Genomic DNA, 3,551 nt, shown 5'->3' with positions numbered 1-3,551 from the left:
GGTCCAGTCGCCGATGCTCATGGTCTGCGGCCCCGTATGGTTGTTGAACTCGGGGTATTCTCTGCGCGCGCGCGGCGGAAGGCCAGCCGATATTCATCATTTGCTGAAATCCGGCAGTCGGTTAAGATGCGCGCGGGGAGGATGGTGGATTGGCAAAGCTCACCAAGCATATTGATCGCGTGGTCGAGGCGGTCAGCGATCCTGGCGCGGCGGCGCGGAGCCGTTTGGCGGCGTCCTGGCGGCGCTCGATCGAACATCACGGGCTGGATCCCGGACAGGCGGCCGGGGTGCAACGCATGACGGATGCGGCGCTGGCCGAGCGGCGCAAGCGGGCAGAGGCGATGATGCGGGTGGCGACGCCGCGGCTGGATGCGCTCTATCAGCTTGTGGGCTGTTCGGGCTGCGGCGTCTTGCTGACCGACGCAGAGGGCGTGGTGCTGGATCTGCGAGCCACCGATGGCGACGTCGATATTTTTGAAAGCTGGGGGCTGATACCCGGCGCGGATTGGTCCGAGGCTGCCGAGGGCACCAATGGGATTGGCACCTGTATCGCCGAGGCGCGGCGGGTGATTATTCACCGCGATGAACATTTCCACGCCCGCAATACCGATATGAGCTGCATGGACGCGCCGATCTTTGGCCCCGAAGGGGAGCTGATCGGCGCGCTTGATGTCTCCTCCGCGCGGGCGGATCAAACCGAAGGGTTTAACAGGCTGATCGCCGCGCAGGTGGCACAGACCGCACGGCAGATCGAGGCAGATCACTTCCGCGCCTCCTTTCCACAGGCCCGGGTGATTGTGGCCGATCACGACAGCGGTGATGCGGCGGTGCTGCTGGCGGTGGATCAGGATGATATCGTGCTGGGCGCCACGCGCGGCGCGCGCAAGGTCTTTGGGCTCAGCGCCACAGGACCGGTTTCTGCACTGCCTGCCTCTGATCTCTTTGGGCGCGAGGACGGGCCAACGGGGTTTGAAAAGGCCGAGCGCGCCGCCGTGATGCGGGCGCTTGCGAGGGCCAAGGGCAATGTCTCTGAGGCGGCGCGGGGGCTGGGGATCGGGCGCGCAACCCTCTATCGCCGGATGAAACGGCTGGGGATCGGCGAAAACCCCGGCTGACCGTCTCACTCCTGAGACAGGTCCCCGCCGGAGCCTCCTCTGGGCGGGCTGACAGGCGGGGCCGATTCCCTTCACCTTCTGTGGCATCCCCGGCGGAGGACCGGGACCAGAGGAGGAAAAGACATGAACCAGCAAACCGAGATCGCCAGCGGCTACAGCTCGCCGTTCAAATCCCGCTATGACAACTTCATTGGCGGCAAATTCGTCGCCCCCGCAAGCGGCCAGTATTTCGACAATATCACCCCGATCACCGGCGCCAAAGTCTGCGAAGTGGCCCGCTCTGGTGCGGCTGACGTCGAACTGGCGCTGGACGCGGCCCATGCGGCGAAAGTTGCCTGGGGCAAGACCCCGGCGGCGGAGCGCTCCAACACGCTGCTGAGAATCGCCGACCGCCTGGAAGAAAACCTGGACCTTCTGGCGCAGGCCGAAACCTGGGACAACGGCAAGCCGATCCGCGAAACCACCGCTGCCGACATTCCGCTGGCGGTGGACCACTTCCGCTATTTCGCCGGTGTGCTGCGCGGCCAGGAAGGCTCCATGTCGGAAATCGACGCCGACACCGTGGCCTATCACTTCCATGAACCGCTGGGCGTTGTCGGCCAGATCATTCCGTGGAACTTCTCGATCCTGATGGCGGCGTGGAAACTGGCGCCGGCCCTGGCCGCGGGCAACTGCATCGTGCTGAAACCGGCCGAGCAAACTCCGGCGGCGATCATGGTGCTGGTCGAGCTGATTGCCGATTTGCTGCCTGACGGGGTGCTGAACGTGGTGAACGGCTATGGCGCCGAAGTCGGCGCGACGCTGGCATCCTCGCCGCGCATTGCCAAGATCGCCTTTACCGGCTCCACCGCGACCGGGCGCAAGATCATGCAGGCCGCGACCGAGAACCTGATCCCCGTCACGCTGGAACTGGGGGGCAAATCGCCGAATATCTTCTTCTCGGATGTGATGGATCAGGATGATGCCTTCCTCGACAAGGCGATCGAGGGCTTTGTGCTCTTTGCCTTCAACCAGGGCGAGGTTTGCACCTGTCCGTCCCGGGCGCTGATCCAGGAAGACATCTATGAGCGCTTCATCGCCCGGGCGATCGAGCGGGTTCGCGCGATCAAACAGGGCGATCCGCGCGACATGGCGACCATGGTTGGCGCGCAGGCGAGCCGGGAACAGCAGGACAAGATCTCGTCCTACCTGCAAATCGGTGTTGAAGAAGGCGCAGAAGTGCTGGTCGGCGGGGCACCCGCCCAGATGTCGGGCGAGCTGGAAAACGGTTTCTATATCCAGCCGACCATCCTGAAAGGCCACAACAAGATGCGGGTGTTCCAGGAGGAAATCTTTGGTCCGGTGGTTTCTGTCACCACCTTCAAGGACGAGGCCGAAGCGCTGGCGATCGCCAATGACACGATGTACGGGCTTGGTGCCGGTGTCTGGTCGCGGGATGCCAATCGTTGCTATCGCTTTGGCCGCGACATCGAAGCTGGCCGGGTCTGGGTCAACAACTACCACGCCTATCCGGCGCATGCGGCCTTTGGCGGGTACAAACAATCCGGTATCGGGCGTGAGAACCACAAGATGATGTTGGATCACTATCAGCAGACCAAGAACATCCTGATGAGCTATAACCCCAACAAGCTCGGTTTCTTCTAGGGCCGTCGCTCGCCGCCCGCTCTTGATCAAGGATCATCGCAGGGCATGTCAATGACTCATAGGCCGCTGAGGATCATCTCAGCGGCCTATCTTGTTTCGCGCCACCGCATCCGATTGGCGGAGCCGTTGCGGTGGAGCGCCCCAGTCCCAGAGGGTCAGGGACGCTCTTGTGTTTGCGCGCATTGTCTTCGAGGCGCGCTGCCTAGAAGTCTTCCCAGCCAACGGCGGCCTTGAGTGGCGGCTCTGCCGCGACGGGCACCTCCCATTCGTCCTCGGGCTGCGGTGCGTCCTGTTCTGCGTGAGGCACTTCGGGGGCTGCGTGATGCGCCTCGTCAGCACCGTCCATGCGGCGTAGCGTGCCATCGGTCTTGAACACGGCGACCACCCGGGCAAGCTGGGTTGCATCATTGCGCAACACCTGACTGGCCGCCGTCGTTTCTTCGACCATGGCGGCGTTGTGCTGGGTGACCTGATCTAGCTGGGACACGCCGGTGTTGATTTCGTTCAAGGTGGTTGATTGTTCTTCGGCACCGGTCGCAATGCCGCTGATATGGCCAGAGATCGTGCTCACATGGTCAATGATCTTTTCCAGTTCCTCGCCCGTGCGGCCAACCAGTTGGACGCCTTCGCCGACTTGCGTGGTACTATCCACGATAAGCTGTTTGATCTCCTGGGCCGCATCGGCCGAGCGCTGGGCCAAGGCACGGACTTCGGAGGCGACCACGGCAAAGCCGCGACCGGCTTCGCCCGCGCGGGCGGCTTCCACCCCGGCGTTCAGGGCCAGGAGGTTGG

The 3,551-nt window shown here is 63.4% G+C and carries 3 protein-coding genes; 2 read left to right on the top strand and 1 reads right to left on the bottom strand.

Annotated features, from left to right (window positions below; translation table 11 throughout):
* The first annotated feature begins 149 nt into the window (after nucleotides 1-149).
* A complete protein-coding gene (locus HCZ87_RS20330; protein WP_175582341.1) occupies nucleotides 150-1,115 on the top strand; it encodes a GAF domain-containing protein in 966 nt (321 codons plus the stop codon).
* Nucleotides 1,116-1,238: 123 nt separating this feature from the next.
* Nucleotides 1,239-2,759, top strand: coding sequence for an aldehyde dehydrogenase (gene adh, locus HCZ87_RS20325; RefSeq protein ID WP_167646885.1), 1,521 nt, complete (start codon nucleotides 1,239-1,241; stop codon nucleotides 2,757-2,759).
* A 202-nt stretch (nucleotides 2,760-2,961) separates the two neighbouring features.
* Here the strand turns inward: adh and HCZ87_RS20320 are convergent.
* Nucleotides 2,962-3,551 (bottom strand): methyl-accepting chemotaxis protein (locus HCZ87_RS20320; protein ID WP_254868722.1); only part of this gene is annotated, 590 nt, incomplete at its 5' end.

This window comes from Phaeobacter sp. HF9A (assembly GCF_011806385.1).
GTDB lineage: Bacteria > Pseudomonadota > Alphaproteobacteria > Rhodobacterales > Rhodobacteraceae > Epibacterium.
This window is presented reverse-complemented; position numbering and strand designations above follow the sequence as displayed.

Excerpts from the sequence above, each read along its gene's own strand:
- adh (WP_167646885.1), top strand. The coding sequence starts at position 1,239 with ATGAACCAGCAAACCGAGATCGCCAGCGGCTACAGCTCGCCGTTCAAA.